This window comes from Micromonospora hortensis (assembly GCF_022230935.1).
Classification (GTDB): domain Bacteria; phylum Actinomycetota; class Actinomycetes; order Mycobacteriales; family Micromonosporaceae; genus Micromonospora; species Micromonospora hortensis.
Genome location: NZ_JAKKFE010000020.1, coordinates 131,183 through 151,539 on the forward strand (window position 1 = coordinate 131,183; position 20,357 = coordinate 151,539).

The 20,357-nt window shown below is 70.3% G+C and carries 17 protein-coding genes; 6 read left to right on the top strand and 11 right to left on the bottom strand.

Annotated features, from left to right (window positions below; all coding sequences use genetic code 11):
- Window positions 1–173: 173 nt before the first annotated feature.
- On the top strand, window positions 174–710 hold the full coding sequence (locus tag NIE111_RS15080; protein WP_238684985.1) for a hypothetical protein: 537 nt from the start codon (window positions 174–176) through the stop codon (window positions 708–710).
- 234 nt (window positions 711–944) lie between these two features.
- Window positions 945–2,078, top strand: coding sequence for a DUF1996 domain-containing protein (locus NIE111_RS15085; RefSeq protein ID WP_238684986.1), 1,134 nt, complete (start codon window positions 945–947; stop codon window positions 2,076–2,078).
- Window positions 2,079–2,349: 271 nt separating this feature from the next.
- Here the strand turns inward: NIE111_RS15085 and NIE111_RS15090 are convergent, their stop codons facing one another.
- From NIE111_RS15090 to NIE111_RS15125, 8 genes are all read right to left on the bottom strand, one after another.
- Window positions 2,350–3,327 carry a hypothetical protein gene (locus NIE111_RS15090; protein WP_238684987.1) on the bottom strand — a complete coding sequence of 326 codons (978 nt, stop codon included), beginning with the start codon at window positions 3,325–3,327 and terminating at the stop codon, window positions 2,350–2,352.
- A gap of 32 nt (window positions 3,328–3,359) precedes the next feature.
- On the bottom strand, window positions 3,360–4,889 hold the full coding sequence (locus NIE111_RS15095) for an OmpL47-type beta-barrel domain-containing protein (protein ID WP_238684988.1): 1,530 nt from the start codon (window positions 4,887–4,889) through the stop codon (window positions 3,360–3,362).
- A gap of 8 nt (window positions 4,890–4,897) precedes the next feature.
- Window positions 4,898–8,836 (bottom strand): ThuA domain-containing protein, encoded by a 3,939-nt coding sequence (locus NIE111_RS15100; protein WP_238684989.1) that lies wholly within the window; start codon window positions 8,834–8,836, stop codon window positions 4,898–4,900.
- 23 nt (window positions 8,837–8,859) lie between these two features.
- A complete protein-coding gene (locus NIE111_RS15105) occupies window positions 8,860–9,864 on the bottom strand; it encodes a multicopper oxidase domain-containing protein (RefSeq protein ID WP_091406920.1) in 1,005 nt (334 codons plus the stop codon).
- A gap of 348 nt (window positions 9,865–10,212) precedes the next feature.
- Window positions 10,213–11,052, bottom strand: coding sequence for an amino acid ABC transporter ATP-binding protein (locus NIE111_RS15110; RefSeq protein WP_238684990.1), 840 nt, complete (start codon window positions 11,050–11,052; stop codon window positions 10,213–10,215).
- A 5-nt stretch (window positions 11,053–11,057) separates the two neighbouring features.
- Complete coding sequence (locus NIE111_RS15115) at window positions 11,058–11,852, bottom strand: amino acid ABC transporter permease (RefSeq protein WP_091406922.1); 795 nt, start codon at window positions 11,850–11,852, stop codon at window positions 11,058–11,060.
- Between the two features lie 181 nt (window positions 11,853–12,033).
- Entirely contained in the window at window positions 12,034–12,852 is an 819-nt protein-coding gene (locus NIE111_RS15120; RefSeq protein ID WP_238684991.1) for a basic amino acid ABC transporter substrate-binding protein, read from the bottom strand.
- Between the two features lie 176 nt (window positions 12,853–13,028).
- Entirely contained in the window at window positions 13,029–13,706 is a 678-nt protein-coding gene (locus tag NIE111_RS15125) for a hypothetical protein (RefSeq protein WP_238684992.1), read from the bottom strand.
- Between the two features lie 214 nt (window positions 13,707–13,920).
- Here NIE111_RS15125 and NIE111_RS15130 point away from each other — a divergent pair, with 214 nt between their 5' ends.
- From NIE111_RS15130 to NIE111_RS15145, 4 genes are read left to right on the top strand one after another with little or no spacing between them, the layout of a single operon-like run.
- Entirely contained in the window at window positions 13,921–14,556 is a 636-nt protein-coding gene (locus NIE111_RS15130) for a SipW-dependent-type signal peptide-containing protein (protein ID WP_238684993.1), read from the top strand.
- Between the two features lie 9 nt (window positions 14,557–14,565).
- Window positions 14,566–15,198: a SipW-dependent-type signal peptide-containing protein gene (locus NIE111_RS15135; RefSeq protein WP_238684994.1), complete on the top strand. Its 633-nt coding sequence runs from the start codon at window positions 14,566–14,568 to the stop codon at window positions 15,196–15,198.
- Window positions 15,199–15,209: 11 nt separating this feature from the next.
- Window positions 15,210–16,487: a signal peptidase I gene (locus NIE111_RS15140; protein ID WP_238684995.1), complete on the top strand. Its 1,278-nt coding sequence runs from the start codon at window positions 15,210–15,212 to the stop codon at window positions 16,485–16,487.
- Window positions 16,484–16,972, top strand: coding sequence for a hypothetical protein (locus NIE111_RS15145; protein WP_238684996.1), 489 nt, complete (start codon window positions 16,484–16,486; stop codon window positions 16,970–16,972). The genes NIE111_RS15140 and NIE111_RS15145 overlap by 4 nt, the downstream gene beginning before the upstream one ends.
- Here NIE111_RS15145 and NIE111_RS15150 read toward each other — a convergent pair.
- From NIE111_RS15150 to NIE111_RS15160, 3 genes are read right to left on the bottom strand one after another with little or no spacing between them, the layout of a single operon-like run.
- The gene (locus tag NIE111_RS15150) at window positions 16,951–17,880 is read right to left on the bottom strand and encodes a sulfotransferase family protein (RefSeq protein ID WP_238684997.1); all 930 of its coding nucleotides are present in this window, start codon (window positions 17,878–17,880) and stop codon (window positions 16,951–16,953) included. The genes NIE111_RS15145 and NIE111_RS15150 overlap by 22 nt on opposite strands.
- 3 nt (window positions 17,881–17,883) lie before the next feature.
- Window positions 17,884–18,903: a sulfotransferase family protein gene (locus NIE111_RS15155; protein WP_238684998.1), complete on the bottom strand. Its 1,020-nt coding sequence runs from the start codon at window positions 18,901–18,903 to the stop codon at window positions 17,884–17,886.
- Window positions 18,900–20,183, bottom strand: a complete 1,284-nt coding sequence (locus NIE111_RS15160) for a glycosyltransferase family 4 protein (protein WP_238684999.1) — start codon at window positions 20,181–20,183, stop codon at window positions 18,900–18,902. The genes NIE111_RS15155 and NIE111_RS15160 overlap by 4 nt, the downstream gene beginning before the upstream one ends.
- Window positions 20,184–20,357 lie beyond the last annotated feature (174 nt).

Here is a 20,357-nt window from a genome sequence, read left to right on the forward strand (position 1 = left end):
GCTCCGTGGCGGCAATTCTCTCCGCGCCGACGGTGCCCTGTGCTGTTTCCGGAAATCACGCAACGAAGGTGGGAACGTTCGGCACGGCACGCGGTCCGGGTCCGTCCGTTGCGCTTCCCTTTCGTGATCCTCGGGGCATCGAAGCGTGATGCCGCCGTGGAATGCTGGCCGACATGCGCAGAAGACGACGTCAGTGGATTCTGCTCCCGCTGCCCCTCCTCCTCCTGACCGCCTGCACCCCACCGGATGAGCCGATCGCCGCCCTCGCCGTCCAGGATGGCCAGCCCGTCGGCGTACTGGTCACCTGCGAGGACAGGTACGCGCGCCTCGCGGTATTCGAGAACAACCATCAGGGTGAACCGGGCAAACGAACCCTGATCAGGTGGAGCATCGACGGCCCGCCCGCGAGCGAGATCGTGGAAGTCGCCCTGTTGGGTCAGCCGCCGGAGGGCTGGGAGGTCGCCGGCGTTGTCGGTACCCCAGCGGCCGAGGCGGGCATCGATCCGGACGTCGAGCCGCTCACCGAATTTCTGCCCGGGGTCACCTACACCGTCGTGGGGTCAAGCCGCCGTCACTCCATCCCGGTGGACTTCACCCTCGCAGACCTCCCACGGATCGGCCCGGACCAGGTGCTGGCGCCGCGCGGACAGGACTCGACGACTGTCGTGTCCCGGGAGACCTTCCTGCGCAAGGCACGGGACAAGTGTTGAGCAGGACGGCGGTCGCGGGGACCCAGCAGAGAAGCAGAGTGCCGCCGCAGCCGTCGATTACGGTTTTTAGAGGAAAATCAAAGAATTGAGATCGAGCCGACATCACGGCCACTCCACAAACCTGACCAGGCAATCGCTGAGCGATATTTAAGGGAGAATTAATCGTTTCAGTCGGAAACGAGCAGGGGGCCGACTCGTATTCTTCGTGCTCGGAAGAAAGGTGCGCCCCCGTTGATGAATCTCCGATCCACCCCTCGACACCGTCGCTCCGTCACCGCCCTGCTGCTGGTGAGCGTGGCGCTCGCCGGCGGATGCAAGGAGGCGCCGGGCACCCCCGGGGCGTCCGGCCCGTCCAGCGACACCGGCATCGGCTTGCCCGGCCCGGATGCGCCGACGGCCACCGCCCCTGGCGGCCCGTCGGCCACGCCGAGCGCCCCGGGCACCTCGGCAACCCCGTCCGCGCCGGGCAAGCCGGGAACGCCGGCGACCAGCGCCGCCCCGCCCACCGCGTCCGGCGGCTGGATCACCATCGACGCCGCCGCTCAGGCCGCCGCGACGAAGGCGTTCTTCGCGCGTAAGCCCAAGCCGGTGACCGGCAACCCCGTCAAGGTGCCCGAATTCAACGTCGGCTGTACGACCAGCCACCACAACAGCGACGACCCGATCGTGCTGCCGAAGCTGGTGGGCGGCTCGCACAACCACACGTTCTGGGGCAACAGGTCGACCGACGCCAACTCGACAGCCGAATCGCTGCGGGCGTCCAAGGCGACCACCTGCAACTCGCCGGACGACCAGTCCGCCTACTGGGTGCCGACGATGTACCAGAACGGCAAGGTCGTGGACCCGAAGGAGGTGACCGTCTACTACGGTTCCCGCCTGAAGGACCCGGGCAAGACCCAGCCGTTCCCGTTCGGCCTGCGAATGATCACCGGTAACGCCAAGAACCAGGTCGACACCCCGGACAAGCAGGGCAACCACTTCTGGTGCGCCGGCATCGGCGGCGAGATCGGCCGCAGCGCCGACAAGACGTTCCCGGTCTGCGCCAAGACCGCGAACATCGTCCGGCAGATCACCTTCCCGGACTGCTGGGACGGCAAGCACCTCGACAGCCCCGACCACAAGGCGCACATGGCCAACGGGGACCACACCGGGGCGTGCCCCAGGAGCCACCCGGTGCCCGTCCCCTCGGTGTCCTTCGTGATCTCGTACCCGTTGAGCGCGAACACGGACGGCATCACGCTCGCGTCCGGCACGTCGTTCTCCATGCACGCGGACTTCTTCAACGCGTGGAAGGACGAGGCGCTCGCCGCACGGGTGCGCAACTGCCTCGACCAGGGCGTCAAGTGCAACTCGGCCGGTAACTTCTAGTCGACGAGGCCCGACGGCGGCGGCCGGTCACCCCCTGGGGGCGACCGGCCGCTCTCGCGTGTGCCTCGCACTCGTGCTGACTCTGGGGCTGAGGGCGGCGCTTTGGCTAGCCCACCCTCTCCATGTGCTGGTGAGCGGTATACCTCAGAGGTATGAATATGCCCCTGAGGTATACCCCTCACTGCCGCATCCGCCCCGACGGAGGTGACCGACGGTCACCGCCGGCCGCCGGCTGCGCGCCCACGCCCCAGCCAGGGTTGGACTCACTCGTCTAGAGCCGGGCGGCGCCCGCCTCGGTGGCCTCCTGCACCGCCGAGGTACGGCGGACCTCGGCCCGCTGGTCGCCGGCGTCCTCCCGATCCGGGCCGGCCACCCGGGCCGACCGGTTGGTGGTCGTGGCCGCCTGGTCGCCGGTCACCCCGCCGCGGATCCGGTTGTTGGCGGCCACCTGGGCGGCCGGGTTGTTGTCGGTCACCGTCAACTGGCCGTTGATGATGTTGTCGTCGACGGTGACGCCGCCGGTGGTGCTGGTGATGCTCACGTCCCCGCCCCAGTAGCCACCGGAGGCACAGCTGTCGAGCGTGCCGTTCGGGCCCACCTGCACGCCGCCCAGGTTGCCGGCGAACGTGGCCTTGCCGCGCACCGCGCTGCCGCACACGACGCTGCCGGTGGCGCTGTTGAGCACCGACAGCGTGCCGTCCACGAACGAGTCGTGCAGGTCGGTGTAGTAGGTGCCGGTGCTGCTGAGGTTGCGCTGCACCTGGGTGCCACCGTCGAGCCGGACCTCACCGGCGCCGACGGTGACGGTCCCGGCGACCGTCGACCCCTCGGCGAACAGGAAGCTGTCGATGGTCGCGCTGCCCTTCGGTCGCACTGTCACGTTGCCGGTCTGGGCGTTGGAGAGGAAGATGCCGTACCCGCCGGCGGCCAGCACCACCTGCCCGTCGACTGTGGTGTCGGTGGCGTCGAGGTAGCCGTCCGCGGACACGCGTACCTCGCCGCTGACCCGGCCACCGGTCACCACCAGGTTGCCGCCGGCCGCGACGGTGACGTTGCCGGTGATCGTGGTGCCGGTGAGCGCGCAGGACTCGCCGGCGGGCACGAGCAGGTCGTTGGGCACTGTCACCGCGCCGCCGGTGCCGATGCAGTGGGTGACCAGGTCGGCGTGTGCGGTGGGCGCCACGGCCAGCACCGAGGCCGCGATGACGGCGCTCACGGTGGCGAGCTTGGCGACGGTACGTCCGGGCATCGTGGTTCTCCCTGTCGGTGAGGTTCGAGGACTCATGCGCCGACGTCCGATCGGGCCGCAGCCCGGACGATGGCGCCCTGCTGCCGCCGGTCGAGCGTGCCGCCGGTCACGAGCGCGGCGGTGACCGTTTCGACGTGTCGGACGAATTCGGCGTGGCCGGGGTAGTCGGCGTGTTCGTCGATCAGATCGTTGATGGTGCAGCCGTCGCCGGTGTCCGCGTTGGCCACACCGGTGTCGCCGCCGTCGATGATCACGGTGGCCCGGGTGTCCGAGTCGGGGCAGCGGTCGGTGCCGTCGACCACCACTGTGAACGACGTCGACTGCTCGGTGGAGGAGTTCCCCGCCGTGTCGGTCGCCCGGTACCGCACTGTGTGCGCGCCGGGTGCGCGGACGGCGACCGGAGCGGTGTACACCGTCCAGGCCCCGGCGTCGAGCGCGTACTCGATCTTCGCCACGCCGGACTCGGCGTCGGTGGCCGTGACGGTGACTGTCGCGCCGCCGACGTACCCGCCGTCGTCGTTGCGGTCACCGGCCACAGTGGCGGCGACAGTGGGTGGAGTCGTGTCCTCCGCCTGCGGTTCGACCACTGTGAAGTGGGACATCTGCTCCGCCGACGTGTTCCCGGCGACGTCGGTGGCCCGGTAGTGCAGCATGTGCATCCCGGCCGCGTTCACCACGATCGGGTTCGTGTACGCGGCGAAGGCCGCGCCGTCCAGGGCGTACTCGATGGTGGCGACGCCGGATCCGCTGTCGGTGGCGGTCAACGTGGCGGTGGCCGTACCGATGTAGTTGCCGTCGTCGTCGCGGTCGCCGGCCAGCGCGATCGCGACCACCGGCGCTGTGGTGTCGTCCTCCCCCGGCTCGACGATCCGGAACGCCACCGAGCCGACGGCGCTGGTGTTGCCGGCCTGGTCGGTAGCGCGGAACTGCACCGCGTGGTCGCCGATCGCTGTCACCCGCACCGGCTCGGTGTACGGCAGGAAGCTGGTGTCGTCGACCTGGTACTCGACGGTCTGCACCCCCGAGTCGGCGTCGGTGGCCGTCACTGTCACGGTGGCCGCGCCGAGGTAGTTGCCGTCCTGGTCCTGGTCGCCGGAGACCGCGGCGGTCACTGTCGGCGCGGTGGTGTCGCCACCGCCACCGCCGTCGGTGACCACCAGCTCACCGACCATCGAGCTGTGGCCGGGGATCGAGCAGAAGTACCGGTACCGGCCCGGCGTCAGCGTCACTGTCGCCTGGTGGCGGCCGTCGTTGGCGTCGAACGGGCTGGCCAGGATGTTGAGTGTGACGTCGTGGTTGTAGCCCTCGGTGCTGGTGTCGAAGGTCAGCGTGTGCGGCATCCCGGTGGTGTTGCCGGTGGCCGCGCTGTTCTCCCAGATGATCGTTGTCGCTCCGGCCACCGCCGTGGTGGGCGCGGACTTGTACTGGGTGATGCTGTCGTCGGCGGTCCAGGTCAACACCTGGTCGGCGGCGACGCGCGGGGCGGCGGAGGCGGGCGCCACTGCCAACGGGATCACCGTGAGCAGGAGCGCCGCCAGCGCGGCCGTCAGTCGTCTCGTCATCGTCACTCCTAGAGTTCCCGCGCACGGATGTTGCGGAACTCGGTCAGGTCGTTGTCACCGTGGTTCTGCAGGCCGATGAAGCCGCGCAGGAACTGCCGCAGGTCGGTCGGCGGGTCGCCGGCTCGCGACGACTGCTTGCCGGGCGTGTTGTCGAACTCGTTGATCACCACGCCGTTGCGGATCATCGTGTAGTGCTGCCCGACGGCGCGGATCTCGTAGTCGTTCCACTCGTTCTTCGGCGTCACGCCGGCCTGGGCCAGCGGCACCGGGTCGAAGTTGTAGACCGAGCCGGTCTTCTGCGGCTCACCGGTGTCACCGTCGTAGATCTGGATCTCGTGTCCGCAGTAGATCGCCATCCAGGCCGCCGAGGTCCGCGCCGACCCGACAGTGCCGCAGCTGTCCGGTGGCCGCTGGTCGAGGGGTGTTCGCAGGTCCGGGAACCGGATGAAGACTCCGGTGTTGGCCCGGCCGGTGCCTGGCGCGATGTCCCGGAACTGCAACTTCAGCGAGAAGTCGCCCAGCTCCTTGGTGTGCCAGAGCATGCCCAGGCCGCCGCTGGAGCGCAGTGACCCGTCCGGCTGGATGCCGAACTGTCCCGACGGCGCCTGCTGCCAACCGCGCAGCGACTCGGTGGTGCCGTCGAAGAGCGGCTCGTACCCGGTGTGCCCGTCCCGGCCGATCTGCGACGCGGCGGCCAGGCGGGTGAGGGTGCCGGCTTCGCGGGTGCTGAGCAGGTCGTCGTCCTGCAACGTGCGGGCGACCGCTGTGACGTGCCGGACGAAACCGTTGTGGTCGGCCCAGGTGCTCTCGTCGTCGATGAGGTCGTTGGCCGTGCAGCCCTGCCCGACAGTGCGACTGGGCACCCCGGTGTCGGTGTCGCCGAGCCACACCGTCGACCGGTCGTCGGGCACCGCGCAGCCCACCGTCACAGTGGTCTGCACCGTCGCCGTCTGACCGTCGGCGTACGTGACGGTGAGCTTCGCCGTGTAGGTGCCGACAGTGGTGTAGGTGTGCCGCGGGTCCGCCTCGGTCGACGTGGCGCCGTCGCCGAACTCCCAGCGGTGGCTGACGCCGCCGGAGCGGGAACCGGTGAAGGCGATGGTCAGTGGCTTGTTCTGCACGGCGACCGAGGTCGCCGCCGGTGCCGGGGTGGGCGCCCCGCCGGTGTAGGTGACCCGGATCAGCTTCTGGTTCGCGTGCAGGCTGAAGAAGCCGCCGCCGTAGTCGAGCAGGTAGAGCGCGCCGTCCGGGCCGAACTTCGCGTCCATCCAGCTCTGCAGCCGGTTGTCGCCGTTGCCACCGGGGATGATGGCCCGCAGCGACTCGGCGTACACCGGTGGGGCGGCCTGCGGCACGCCGGCCGGGTCGACGGTGACCGCGACCCGGTTGGCGGCGTTCGACTGGTCGCCGATGAACCACTTGCCGTCCCAGTGCTCCGGCCACGCCACGCCGCTGGTGGTGTCGACGAGGCTCCGGTGGTACGTCGGGCCGGACATGATGGCCTGTCCGCCGCCGCGCAGGTACGGCTGCGTGTAAGTGGCGTCGGCCGCCACGTAGGTCGGCAGGCCGCTGCCGTCGGTCCGCTTCGGGAACACCGGGCCGCCACCGTCGGGCGAGTACCAGATCATGTTGTCCCGGGCCGCCGGGATGTCCTCCAGTCCGGTGTTGCGCGGCGAGGTGTTCTTCAGGTTGTCGCAGTCGTACCAGCCGGTCAGCACCGTCGCGTCGGTGTTGCTGCGGTCGCGGTACGGCTGCCGGTTGCCCATGCAGTACGGCCAGCCCTGGTTGCCGGCGGAGGTGATGATGGTGGCCGTCTCGTACTTCGCCGGGCCCAGGGTGGGGCTGGGCGACGAGGCGTCCGGGCCGACCCAGCCGGCGGTCAGCCACTGGTGCACCGGGTCGATCTGGAGGCGGGCGATGTTGCGTACGCCCATCACGTAGATCTCCGGCCGGGTCTTCTCGGTGCCCGGTGGGAACAGGTTGCCCTCCGGGATGGTGTACGTGCCGTCCGGCTCCGGGTGAATCCGGATGATCTTGCCGGCGAGGTCGTTGGTGTTACCCGACGTGCGGCGGGCGTCCTGGAACGAGATCCCCTCGTACTCCTGGGTCCAGTTGTTGCCGGCGTAGCCCTGCGACCCCTCGGAGGAGTTGTTGTCGCCGGAGCCGACGTAGAGGTTGCCCTTGGCGTCGAACGCCATGCCGCCGCCGGCGTGGCAGCAGCTGTGGATCTGCACCGGGAACTGCAACAGGTCCTTGCGGGTCGCCTGGTCGACGCTCTGCGCCTGCCGGTCGTAGGTGAACCGCGAGACGGTCCGCTGACCGACCCGCTTCACCCGGTCGACCGAGTCGTGTGGCATCCAGTAGACGTAGAGCCAGCCGTTCTCGGCGAACGCGGGGTCGGGCACGATGCCGAGCAGACCCTCCTCGTTCTTGACCAACTCGGAGCCGCTGCCCCGGTTGCCCATCACCTCCAGGGTGGTGAGCAGCTTGACCTGCTTGGTTCGCGGGTCAAAGGAGTGGATGGTGCCGCAACCCAAGCCGACCTTCGGGTTGTTCCAGTCCGCGATCGGGCCGCTCGGGCAGGCCGCCTTGCCGACGTAGAAGACAGTGCCGTCCGGCGCGATGGTGAGCCCGTGCGGCTCGCCGATCTGGTCCAGCTGCCCGGTCTGGTTGGCGGCGGTGAGTCGCTCCACCTTGTAGTTCGCGGCGATGGTGGCCTGGCAGTCGCCGCGTACCCGACCTGTGGTCCAGTTGAGGGCGCCGACGAGGTGCGTGCGGAACGCCTCCTCGCCGTAGCTGCCCTCGGTGTGGCCCATGCCGGTGTAGAACGACCGGCCGCCGTCGTAGTCCCGGCACCAGGACACCGGGTGGAAGGCGCCGTTGGCGGCCGCCCCCGGGTTGTAGTGCCGCTCCTCGACCTGGGCGAGCGTGTGCACGGTCCCGATCGGATTCGGGTCCCAGTTCTCCCAGCGGTCGGACCGGGTGAGGGTCATCGGCAGCGACGCGGTGGCCGGGTGCTTGCGGTCCAGGATGTTCACCACCGCGCGGTTCACCGCGGGTGGCTCCGGGGCGGTGGTGCTGCCGGTGAACAGGCGCAGGTCGGCGAGTTGGACCAGCGGTTCACCGCTGTTCGCTGTGACGTTGAGCCGGTAGCGCGTGAACTCCTGCGGCGCGGCGATGTCGAACCGCCGGGTCTGGTACCGGTCCGGGAAGGTCTGCCCGGTGCGGCGGTCCAGGTCGGTCCAGCTCTGACCGTCGGTGGAGCCCTGCAGGGTCCAGTCCTTCGGGTCCCGACCTGAGGAGTCGTTGGCCGACGTGAGCGCGTACCCGGTGATCTTCTTCGGTGCGCTCAACTCGTACGCCACCCAGGCGGTCGGCGTGCGGACGAGCCACTTCGTGTTGGCGTCGCCGTCGGTCAGTTTCTCCTTGGTCTCGTTGGGCGGGTTCTCGCCGCTGGCGGTCACCCGGGTCACCGGCTCGGCGACCGGGATGGCGCCGGCCGGGCGGGTGCCGATCAGCCCGGTGAACCAGGTGGAGTCGACCTGGGCGCGGGCGGCGTCGGCGATGCCGACGAAACCGCCGCCGGCCTTGACGTAGTTCTGCAGCGCCGACTCCTGGTCGCGGTTCAGTGCGGCGCCCGTCGCGGAGAGAAAGACCACGCTGCGGTACGCGGACAGGCCGGCCGCGGTGAAGGCGGCCGGGTCCGTGGTGGCCGTGACATCGATGTCATGGAGGGCACCAAGCTGTTTGATGGTGTCCACCGCGCGTGCGACCGGGTCCTGTTGCTCGGCCACGGGGCCGTGGAACACCAGGACCGCTGTCTGCTGCGGCACCGCCGCCTGCGGGGCGGCCGCCGTTCGTGGTGCGGCCGCAGCCGCCGTCGTCGCCGGGAGCAGTGTCGCCAAGGCCGCTACCGCGGCAAGGGTTCGTCGTAGTTTTCTGGTCATGCCCGTCCCCACTTTCGGTTCGGTCAGCTTCCGTGCGTGTGGGTGTGGCCCTGGAACCGGTGGATCGCCTCCTCGGCGCCCGGCGGCATGCTGCCGTCGGCGTTGCGCACCAGGAAGATCCCGGCCATGCCGCCGTCGGAGTGCGTCTGCACGTGGCAGTGGTACATCCACGCGCCGGGTCCCACGCCCTCCCCGGCCAGCACCTGGAAACCGAACGAGCTGCCGGGGTTGAGGTCCTTGTTGTCGACCACCAGGCTCGGGTCGCTCGGCCCCTCCAACATCCCGGTGCGGTTGTCCGCCCAGCGGTGCGCGTGCAGGTGGAAGGTGTGGAACAGGTTGCCGTGGCCGATGGCGATCCACTCGACGCGCTCGCCCAGGTTCGCCTCGAACATCGGGGTCGCCGGAGCCATCTTGTTGTTGATCATCATGTCGTGGAACACCGCAGTGAACTGCTTCGACGGCAGGATGTCGCCACGCCGTCGGACGATCAGGGCGCCGTACAGTCCTTTCGCGACACCGCCGGTGCCGTGGTCGGTGCCCATCGCGTGATCGTGGTAGTGCCAGTAGCCGGCACTGCCCGGCATGTACCGCCGACCCGCCGCGGCCACCATCTCGTGGGAGCGCCAGACGTACGTCCGCGTCTCACCCGGGTTGTTGAACGAGGCGTTGAACGGGCTGCCGTCGGACTCGGTGCTGTAGTCCACCCCGTGCGGATGGATGGACAGCCGCTGGTTGGTGGTGTTGACCAGGGTGATCTCCAGCGTGTCACCCTCGTACATCTCCAGGATCGGGCCCGGGACGGTGGCCTGACCGGGTGCCAGGCCGTACCCGAACAGGTTGCCGGGCAACTGCTCGGCGTAGATGGTGATCTTCTTGGTGACACCGGCGGCGGCCCGGGCGGGGCTACCGCCGAACGCGGTGCCGATCGTTGGGGCGGACGCGCCCAACGCCCCGGCGGCGAGCGCGCCGGTGGCGATCAGCGATCTGCGGGACAGGTGGCGGTGAGGGCCACCAGCGTGATCGTCCATGGGTCTCCGTTCCCGACCGGGCGAAGACGCGACGAGGGCAGGGTGCATTGACCGCCGAGCACGGGCGGTGGCACGACTGAGGGTGAGGCTCGTCGCGGGCTTTGCTCGGAAGACTCAGAACTTTCGATGGATGACAGCAACTTATGTAATCCATCGACGAAAGTACAGGTCTGATTGCAAAAAGATTACCTTGACATCACGACGTCCGTCGATTGACATGAAGCTGACACGGAGCCCGTCGACCTGGTCGGTGGCGGGGCGGACGCCGCCCCCCTCCCGGGCAGCGCACAGAGGAACGCCGGGCTGCCCTCGATGAGGCAGCCCGGTGGGGACGTACGGGAGGTGCTGTCAGAGGTGGTGGCGATCGTCCGCCGGCAGGCTGGGGGTCTGCGGCGGCGCGGACGCCTGGTCCGGCTGACCGAGCTGCGCGACGCGGGTCGGGTCCAGGACCCGGGCGAGGAACGCGCGGGTCCGTTCGTGCTTCGGCGCGCCCAGCACGTCCTGCGGCGGCCCCTGCTCGACCACCACACCGCCGTCCATGAAGACGACCCGGTCGGCCACGTCGCGGGCGAACGCCATCTCGTGGGTGACCACCATCATCGTCATGCCGTCCTCGGCCAGCTTGCGCATGACGGTGAGCACGTCGCCGACGAGTTCCGGGTCGAGCGCGGAGGTCGGCTCGTCGAAGAGCATCAGCTTCGGCTCCATCGACAGCGACCGGGCGATGGCCGCCCGCTGCTGCTGCCCACCGGAGAGCTGCGCCGGGAAGGCGTCGGCCTTGTCGGTGAGCCCGACGCGTTCCAGGTTGGCCCGAGCGATCCCCTCGGCCTCGGCCCGACCTCGCCGAAGCACCCGACGCTGGGCGATGGTGAGGTTGTTCAGGACGGTCAGGTGCGGAAACAGGTTGAACGACTGGAACACCATGCCGATGCCGCGGCGGACCGCGTCGATCTCGACGTCGGGGTCGGTCATCTCGACCCCGTTCACCCAGATCTTGCCGGCGGTCGGCTCCTCCAGCAGGTCGACGCAGCGCAGCAGGGTCGACTTGCCGGAGCCGGACGGCCCGATGACGCAGACCACCTCACCCTGGCCGACCTCGAAGTCGATGCCCTTGAGCACCTTGAGCGGCCCGAAGGACTTGTGCAGGTCGCGGATCTCCACGGCGGGGCGGGATGGGGTGGTCGTCATCAGGGTCACCGGGCCTTGGCGTAGCGGAGTTCGAGGCGTCGTACCACCTGCGACAGCGGCAGGGTGATCACCAGGTAGGCGAGGCCGGCCACCAGCAGCGGGGTCGCGTTCACCCGGTCGTTGAGCATGTCCCGACCGAACTTCGTGATCTCGATCGTCTGCGCCGTCACCCCGAGCACGTAGGCCAGCGACGAGTCCTTGGTGAGCAGGATGAGCTCGTTCGTCAGCGGCGGGATCACGATCCGGAACGCCTGCGGGATGACGATCGTGCGCATGGCGGTGAAGTGCGACATGCCGAGGGTCCGCGCCGCCTCCATCTGCCCCTTCGGCACGGCCTGGATGCCGGCCCGGATCGTCTCCGCCATGTACGCCGCGGCGGTCAGCCCGAGGCCGATCGCGATCGAACCGAACACCCCGCCCGGAATCTCGCGCTCCGGGAAGGCGATCGGGATGCCGTACCCGACGAGGAAGAGCACCAGCAGCGCGGGCAGACCCCGGAACAGCTCGATGTACGCCGTCGCCACCCAGCGGTACGGGGCCACCCGGGACAGGCGCATCAGCGCCAGGATGGTGCCGAACACGAGGCCGAAGGCGAACGCGCCCAGCGTGTAGAGAATGGTGTTGCGCAGCGCGACGGTGATGATCGTCGGGAACATCGACTTGATGATGTCGACGCGGAAGAACGCGTCGGCCAACCTGTCCCAGTCCGCGGCGACGAGCACCGTGGCGATGATGGCGATGAAGACCAGGTACTGGAGCCCGAGAGACAGCCGCTCCCGCTGGCGGCGTCGCAGCTTCACGTTCGCTCGTTGCCTTCCCGGAGGTTACCGACGTCGGAGGGCGCGCGGGACGCGCGCCCTCCGGTACTACGCGGCGCTCAGGCGCTCGGCCGCTGTGCGCGGCTCAGGCGCTCGGCCGCTGTGCGCGGCTCAGGCGCTCGGCCGCTGTGCGCGGCTCAGGCGCTCGGCCGCTGTGCGCGGCTCAGGCGCTCGGCTGCTTACCGATCCACTTCTCGTAGATCGTGTTGTACGTGCCGTCCTGCTTGGCCTTGGCCAGCACCTCGTTGATCTTCTTGAGCAACTCCGGGTTGGCGTCCTTCTTCACGGGGAAGCCGTACTGCTCGCCGGTGTCGAACTCGGCGGCCACCTCGAACCCGCCCGGGTTCTTCTTCAGGTACTCGGTCCAGACCGGCAGGTCGTTGATGGCGGCCTCGACCTGGCCGTTGGAGACGGCCTGCTGGAGGGCGGCGAGGTCCTCGAACTCGACGAGCTTCAGGCCCTTCTCCGCCTCGAGCTTCTTGGCGTAGTCACGACCCGTGGTGGCCGCCTGGACGCCGAGGTTCTTGCCCTTGAGGTCGTCGAGCGACTTGTACGTCTTGCCGGTCTTCACCAGCATCGCCTGGGTGGCGTCGAAGTAGGGGTCGGAGAAGTCGACGACCTTCCGCCGCTCCTCGGTGATGGTCATGCCGGCGGCTGCCGCGTCGCACTTGCCGGTGTTGAGGTCCTGGCCGGACTTGATTCCCTCGAACGGGGTGTCGATGATCGTCTGCTCGACGCCGAGCTCCTTGGCGACCAGGTCCATGATCTCGACGTCGAAGCCGGTCACCTTGCCGCTGGCGTCCTTGGACTGGAACGGCGGGTACGGCAGGTGGGTGCAGACGGTCAGCTTGCCCGCCGCGACCAGCTTGACGCCGCTCGCCTGGACCTCGCTGTCGTCCTTCTTCGCGCAACCCGCGGTCAGCGCGAGGGCGGCGACGGCCACGACGAGGCCGGCCTGACGGACGGCGTTGGGGAACCTCACGGCTGTGTCCCTCCGATTCGGCTTCCATTGCACAGAAAGCCAATCTGGTTCATAGACTTTGCGATAAGCGACCGTACCCGATCCGGCGCGTCGCCCCCAGATCACACCGTGACCGCTCGGTCGACCCCGCCCGGCCACCTCCGCCGGCAAACCCGACACTTGCCCCGCAAAGTGCCTCAGCCACCGGTTCCCTCGGCCGCCCCGTCCGGGGTGAGGGCCCCTTCGTGGGGGTCTGTGTCCAGGAACACGTGCTGGTGACCCTGGCCGGAATCGACGCTGATCTGATCGAGCTGGGTCGCCGCGACCGACCAGATCGTCGCGGCCTCGGCCGCCTGCCGCGCGGTGACGTCCAGCAGGGCCGCCCGTTGCGCGACCGGAACGCCGGCCGCCAGAGCGTAGGCGTCGACGGCCAGCGACGCCTGCTGGACAGCTCCGCGCAATCCTCCGCGCGCCACGTTGGTGGCGGTGGCCCCCGACGGCGGGTCGGCGAACGGCTCGGCCGCCTGGCGCATGGCCTCCTGCCACTGGCGTGCCTTCGCCGGATCCGGCGCACGTCCGCCGGTCGTCTCCGTCTTGATGGCGGTCAGGACCGGGGCGACCTGGTCGCGGACCCGTCGGGCCGTCTCGATCAGCTCCACGATCTGCTGAGCGTCCCGCTTCGCCTCGTCCTGCTTGATGCTCGCGATGGTCGCCTCGGTGGCGTCCGGACGGCCCACCTGGTAGCCGATCAACCCACCCAGCAGCGCGGTGACCAGTGCGATCACCCCCGCGACGGCTACCGAGCGCACTGTTCGCTGGCGGCGCACGTCGGCCTTGTCCAGCTGGTAGGAGGGTCGGCCGGTACGGCGCGCCATCGCATCTCCTCACATCGATGGTGTGGGGCCAAAGATTAACCGGCCCCGCGACGTCCGTCGATAGTGCCGACCGGTGGGTCCGGCCGCCCGCCTGCACCCTCTCGTGCCGACTTGAGTGCTTTGGGTGTTTTGTCCATGTCTGGTGCTTATCGTGATCCTTGCGCCGCTGGCACCGGCCCACGACAACCAACCGCCCAGCACCGAGGAGGACACATTGAGCGAACCGACAGGGGTGGCAGTGGAGAAACCGAGCAGTCGAGGCCGCCGCCGCAAGCTGAAGGCCATCCTGGCCGGAGGAATCGTCCTCGGCCTCGGTGCCACGATCACCCTCGCCGCCTGGAACGACTCGGAGTACGCCACCGGCACGTTCACGGCGGGCACCTTCAGCATGGAGGGCAGCACCAACGGCACCACCTACGCCGAGCACAACACCGCCGGCACGGCGGCAGCGTTGACCTTCAGCACCGGCTTCGACGACATCAGCCCCGGTGACGTGGTCGCGGCACCGTTCGCCGTCCGGCTGACCGCCGCCACGACGTACGACGCGACAGTCACTGTGGCGTCAGCGACCCCCGCTCCACCCGCCTTCGTCGGCCTCACCTACGGGATCGCGACCGTCCCGGCCTTCGCCGACTGCAGCGCGACACCCACCACCCCGACCTGGATCGTGGCGCAGGGCACTCCGCTCAACTCGGTGGCCGGCGCGGTGCCGTTCAACCTGACGCAGGGCACCCCTCCCACGACGCCGGGCGCTCCGGTGAACCTCTGCTTCGTCGTCACGGCCGGGGGCACTCTGGTGCAGGGCACGTCGGTAACGGAAACCTGGCAGCTCCTGGCCGAGTCCGTCTAGGTGGTGGCCGTGGTCAACCGTCGGACGCCGGCCGGAACACCACGGCTTCGCCGGACCCGTGCCGTACTCGCTGGCGCCCTCGTTCTCGGCCTGGGGACGACGTCCACGCTCGCCGCGTGGACCGACAGCGAGTACGGCACCGGGTCGTTCGGCGCGAGCGTCTTCGGCACCGAATCGCAGACCGCCTCCAGTACCTGGGCCAGCCACACCCCGGTGGCGAACGCCGCGGCGCTGGCGTTCAACGCGACGGCGATGTCCCCCTCGGTGTCGTTCTACGCCTTCATCGACATCCGGACGACCTCGACGACGAACGTCGGCGGCACTGTCGCGCTGACGAGTTCGTCGAACAACTCCGGCGCCCTGTTGCCCGCGCTCGAGTACCGGGCGGTGCGGACCGCCACCACCAGCACCACGTGTGCCGCCGCCGCCTTCTCCGGTTCACCCACCTGGATCGTCGGGCCCGGTTACTCCGCCATCACCGCGGTTCCCGGCTCGCCGGTGTCGTCCCCCATCACCGTGCCGAGCGGCGCGACGCCGCAGCTGCGGTTCTGCTTCGAGGTCCGGGTCCAGGCCGGCGCCAGCAACGCGTACCAGGGCACGACCGGGATCGTCACCTGGGTGTTCACTGCCACGTCTACGTAAAGGATCTGCAGATGGTGGGACGCGAACGTCGACGGCACGGCACCCTCGCCCGGGTCGGCGACCTGGTGCTGACAGCGCTCGCCGTCGGTGGGTCGGCCTGCGTCGTCCTCGTCCCGCTGGCGTTCTTCTTCGACATCTCGCTCATCCTGTTCAAGACCGGGTCGATGGGCCCGACCATTCCCGCCGGGTCACTGGCCGTGGTGCGGGAGATCCCCGCGTCCGAGGTCCACGTGGGAGACGTCGTCACCGTCGACCGCACGCCGCTGGCACCGATCACCCACCGGGTCGTCGACATCGCCAACGGCGGCGGGCCCACCCGCCTGCTCACCCTGCGGGGGGACGCGAACGCGACCAACGACGCCGCACCGCACGCGGTGAGCCACGTACGGCTCGTGGAGTGGTCGGTGCCCAGGCTCGGGTACGCGGTGCGAGCCGTGTCGAACGTGTACGCCACGAGTCTGATCACGATCGGGGCCGCCGCGATCGTCACGTGGGCGTTCTGGCCGCGCGGGGGCGAGCAGGGGACCCGGCGACGCCGGCGACCGGATTCGGCGGTGCCGGACGACGCGGGGGCAGTGCCGGAGATCGGCACCCAGCCGAGCGGTCCGGGAGCGCACGGCGACTCGACGCTGGGGCGCATGTTGGTGGTGCTGGCGGTACTGCCGGGCGTCGCCGCCGCGGTCCTGGCGACGCCGGGCCAGGCCCGTGCGGACACCACCGAGGAGGTCATCCGGAGCAGGCACCTCACACTGGTCTCGATCGGCGACAACGATCGCATGACGAACCTGGCGCCGGACCAGCCAGTGCCCTGGCAGGTGGGCGTATCGGCACACGCGAGGCAGCCCGGTGAGGTGACCATCTCGCTCTCGGCGTCGGGCCCCCTCACCGTCCGACCGGACGGACTTCAGGTGAAGGTCGCCGTCTGCGCCATCCGGTGGGTGAAGGGTGCCTGCCCCACCGGCCAGGGTGAGCAGGTCCTCGCCGACGGTCCTGCCACCAGACTGGCCGCACACCCGATCATCATCAGCTCGATGCGCGCCGACCAGCAGCGTTGGGTGCTCGTCACCGCGAGCCTGCTCGCCAACTCGGTGGCCTCGGGGTCGGCGGACCTGATCGTCACTGCGACCGGGTTCGGCGACAGCGCATCGGCGGGCGGCACTGTCGGCCCGCTGCCGCGCACCGGAACCAACCTGTGGACACCGCTGCTGGCCGGAGGCGGTGCGCTCTTCACCGGTCTGCTGCTCGTGCGCGCCGCGCGCCGGTACCGCATCCCCGTGGGGCGGCCGTGAGACGTGCACGCATTCGCGCTCTGCCGACCCGGCAGCGAACCGGTCACGTCCGGCGGCGCTGGCTCGCCGGTGCCACGGCCCTGCTGCTCGCCGGCACCGCCGTCGTGCTCCCACCGCCGCAGTCGACGCTGGCCGCCTGGACCGACACCGAGTACGGCCGCGGCTCGCTGCAGGCCGGCACCGTCAACCCACCGACCAACCTGCAGTGCACAGCGGGTCTGCTCACCCCGCCGACCTTCACCTGGACCCTGCCGGTCGGCGGCCTGACGCGCAGCGGCTTCACCTGGTCGCTGTCGGGCGGCTTCACCGGCGGCGGCACTCTCGGCCCCAGCGCCACCTCGATCACCCTCTCCGGGGCGCTGCTGTCCATCGGGAGCGGCACCTTCAACCTGGTGGCGAACGGCCCGGGCGGCTGGACGTCGACCCCGGTCACCGGCACGGTCAGCATGCTGACGGCTGTGCTCTACTCCTGCAGCGTGCCGTAGGCCGGGTAGCCCCACTCGGCCAGCGGCTTCTCCAGCACCCGTTCGATAGCGGCGAGCTGCGCCGGGCTGAGTTCGTCCCGGTACGCCTCCGCCCGGCCCACAGTGAAGTCGTAACGGGAGAAGCCCTTCTCGAAGGCTGTCGACCAGCTCAACCCGAGGAAGTCGAGCATCCGGCCGACCTGCTCGCGCGGCTGCTCGACCAGGTCCTCGTAGCGCACGTCCAACCACTGGTCGACCGGGTGACGCAGCCGGGCCTGCGCGAAGGCGTCCATCAGCATCTTCCAGCCCAGCGCGGCGAGCACCTGGAAGGAGCGACCGGACTCGGCCCACTCCTCGCGCAGGTCGGACGGGAGCGGGCCGTAGATCCAGTTGTCCGGCCCACGCCACCCGTCCCACCAGCCCATCTGGAGCCACGAATTGGCCACCGCCCGGCCGTCGCGCACCACGTTGACCACCCGCAGGTCCGGGTACGCGGCGTGCAGCAGGCCGGTCCGTGGCCATCCGGTGACGTGGTGCACCAACTGCTGGCAGCCCTGCCGTGCGATCCGCTCGTCGAAGAAGGCCCGCAGCCGCCGGGTCACGAACGGGGTCAGGTCCTCGGCGACCAGGTCCCGACACGGCCGGGAGAAGCCGGCAAGCACCTGCCGGTCGAGCAGGTGGTACGCCTCCGACGGCGCCACCCGCAGCCGACCCCGCTCCAGCAGTCGTCGACTGTGACGCAGCGAGGTCATCCCCGCCGGGCGCGGCGCCGAACGCCGGTAGAGCGCGCCGTTGAACCTGCCCTTGGGGTTGAGCCGGGCCAGTTTGTCGTCCAGGCCGGAGACGAAGCCGACAGCGGGATGCCGGGAGAGCAACTCCTGGACCAGTGTCGAACCGCAGCGACCGGTGCCCACCACCAGTGAGAGCATCGTTCAGCCTTCCTGCCGGGTGGCGGGTGACGGAGAGACAGCCGGTTCCGCGGCGAGGCGGGCGGCGGGAGAGGTGGCCGCCGGGCGACGCAACGGGTAGCCGAACCGGGGCAAGACCACGGCGGTCAGCCCGGTCACCACGGCGTACGCGCGGGTGGGTAGCCCGGTCAGCCACTCGGTGTCGGCGACCACGTCGACAAGTCCGGTGCGGTGCCGCGACGGATTGCCGGCCACCGAGTGGGTGGGGGCGAGCCGCACCGTGGCCGGTGTCGGAAACGGAAGCTCGTCGGGAGGCGCGCCGACGAAGCCGGCGATCCGGGCGGTGACGCCAGCCGGATCGGCCACGAAGTCCTCGTACCGCACCCGCAGGTAGCGGCCCGGCGCACGACGGCGGTCGCCCCACAGCCGTACCGTCGCGGTGTTCCAGACCAGCCAGAGCAGCGCGGCCTTGCCGACCGGTGGCCGGCTCATCAGCTCATCGTCGGCGCGCCCGTCCAGCGGGCGTCGGCGACGCCAGGAGTACGCGGTGGCGCGCGGGTCGCGCACCACGTGCAGGACGTACAGGTCGATGCCGGGCAGGCTGCTGAGCAGGGCCCCGTACGGCGGCAGCTTGGAGGAGTCGACGATGACGCCGTCCGGCCGGCCGGCCAGGGCGTGTTCGGCGATCGAGGCGTAGAGCCGGGCCAGCTGCGTGTCGTCGGGGTGGCCCGCTACCGGCGGCTGCCCCCGACGCTGGCGGCGCAGCAGTGCGGGCAGCCCGCGCAGCCGCAGCCGCTGGGCCAACCGGGCGGCGATCCCGGCCGGGTCGGCGTCGGTCAGGTCGGCGCGCACCCGGGCCCAGAGCGGGCAGTCGGCGACCGGGGATCCGCAGCCGCACTGCCGGTTCTCCAGGATCCCGCGCCGCCACAGGTACCGCAGCTCGCCCGCAGCGAAGAAGCCCGGCAACTGTCCCAGGACCGTGGTCACCAGTGTGCTGCCACTGCGACCACTGCCGGCGAGGTAGAGCACCCGTACCGGGCTCATCGGACCGCTCCCCCACCGGCGGTGCCCCGGGCGGCCCGCCGCCGCGACGGCAGCGCCTCGGCGGCCTCCGCGTACAGCCCACGGATCCGGTCCAGGTGCCGGTCCGGGGCGAACTGGGCGGCGATCTTCGCCCGGCCGGCCCGGCCCATCCGGTACGCCCGCTCCGGGTCGGCCAGGAGGTCGTTGAGCGCGTCGCCGAGGGCCGTCGGCGCGTCGGCGGCGACGACGCGGCCATCCACCTCGGGCTCGACCAGTTCGGGAAGACCGCCCAGGTCGGTGGCGACCACCGGCACACCGCAGGCGAACGCCTCCAGCACCGCCATCGGTTGGTTCTCGTGCCACCGGGACGGAACGGCGACCACCGCCGCCGACCGGATCAGCTCGTGCAGGCGCGGCTTGTCCAGACGGCCGTGGAACCGGACCCGGCCGGGCACCCGCCGCGCGGCGAGCGCCTCCAACTCCGGGCGGGCCGGGCCGTCTCCGGCGATGTCCACGCTGACCCCGTCCGGCAGCGCGGCGGTCGCCTCGATCAGCACGTCGACACCCTTCTCCGGCGCGAGCCGGCCGGCGAAGACGACACCGCCGCCGGGCGTCTGCTTGGCCGCGACGCCGGTCAGGTCGACGAAGTGGTTGACCACCCGCAGCCGGTCCGGGTAGACGCCAGCGCGGCGCATCACGTCGGCCAGGAACCCGCTCGGGCTCACGAAGAGCTGCACCGGGTCGTACGCGTCGAACTGCCTGTGCAACCAGGACTCGACGGCGAGCAGGCCACTGCGCGACAGCGATCCGTCCTTGCAGCGGCGACGGGCCGCCTGCAACGGGCCACCGGTGACGCACGCCTGGCAGGGGCGACCCCGGTCCAGCAGTTGGTAGCTCGGGCAGGCGAGCTTGTAGTCGTGCATGGTCAGCACACACGGCACACCGGCGGCCCGGGCCGCGGCGAGCACCGACGGGGAGAGCTGGTGGTAGATGTTGTGCAGGTGCAGCACGTCCGGCCGAAAGTCGTCGATCACCCGGGCCAGCCCGCGGCGGCTCGTCGGTGACCACAGCATCCGGCCGACGGCCACCGCGCGGGGCCGTACCCCGCTCGGCGTCGGCTCCAACTCCACTTCGGACGGGAACCGCGCGGCGTACGGCAGGGGCGACTCGTTCTCCGGGTGGCTCATGCCGAAGTAGGCGACGGTGTCGCCGGCAGCCCGCTGCAGGTCGGCGAGATCGAGCAGATACCCCTCCGCGCCGCCACGGCGGTAGAGGAACTTGTTCACATGCAGCACGCGCATCGACTCGCCCTGCTCACGTCGATCGGGCGATCCGGGCCCGGAGGTGATGACCGGGGTCTGCCCGCCCCGGCCAGGGCCCACGGTATGCAGGGCTGGTCGGCGAGTCCAGCTCACGTTTGGCATGTGGCTGAACGGGTGATCTTCGTCTGCCCGTGCGGTCCGCGGCCTGGCCTC